Source organism: Bacillus sp. LR--39, assembly GCF_053613335.1.
This window is the reverse complement of sequence record NZ_JBSIOT010000721.1, coordinates 1-774: the sequence shown is the minus strand read 5'-3', so window position 1 is coordinate 774 and position 774 is coordinate 1. Positions and strand designations below refer to the sequence as shown.

Below are 774 nucleotides of genomic sequence, written 5' to 3'. Positions count from 1 at the left end.
TCTCGTAAATCGCTTTATAATCAAGATCCATCTCATCCAAAGCGGAAATTAGCATATCTTTAAAGGTGTAAATGCCCTTGCTGTACCATTGTACCAGCAGGTAGCCGTCATAATAGTCGATGGTGACGCCGCCGACACCGTCGCCCTCACCGTTAAACAGGCGGAAAGCCGTTGTATCTTGAGCCTCAAATAGTTTGGCGCGCGCTTGGGCCGCTTTTGTTAATTTGGTGAGAAAAAATGCCTGGTCAATCTGTTCATGTTTATTGCGGGTAAGCGTCCAGCCGACCCCTTTATTTTGCAGGCCGTAATAGCCCCGCGCGAGAAACTCGCCGCTCTCAGACACGATATCAACGATGTCTCCTTCTTTCATGTGCCCCGCACTCCCTGCGAGAGCTTCTTTTTCAATAAGGGGATAGCCTTTTTTGATTTTGGCAGCGTGTGCTTTTTTTAGGGTGAGTAGCTTCATATATGTCGTCCTCTTTCTGTTTGCTTTCTCTTATCGTACCACAAAACGCCAAGATGTCTGCATTGACAGAAAGGAAAGGTTTTTCTACGATAGACAAAAAGAGTTTCGAGGAGGAGCAGCATGGCAAAACGAATTGACCATACAGGCATCATGGTAAGAGATATTAACGCGTCCATCACATTTTATGAAGAGGTACTAGGCATGAAATTGAAGGATCGCATCACACATACGAACGGTGTAATCGAGCTTGCTTTTCTCGGCTTTGAAGACGGCCCGGAAACTGAAATCGAACTGATTCAAGGCTACAG

General features: G+C 46.0%; 2 pseudogenes. One reads left to right on the top strand and one right to left on the bottom strand.

Annotated elements, in window-relative coordinates:
- Positions 1-466: pseudogene (locus ACWHAR_RS26095) on the bottom strand (RlmI/RlmK family 23S rRNA methyltransferase); the annotation flags it as partial.
- Positions 467-586: 120 nt separating this feature from the next.
- On the opposite strand from ACWHAR_RS26095, the pseudogene glxA reads away from it, so the two are divergent.
- Positions 587-774, top strand: a pseudogene (gene glxA / locus ACWHAR_RS26090) (glyoxalase GlxA); the annotation flags it as partial.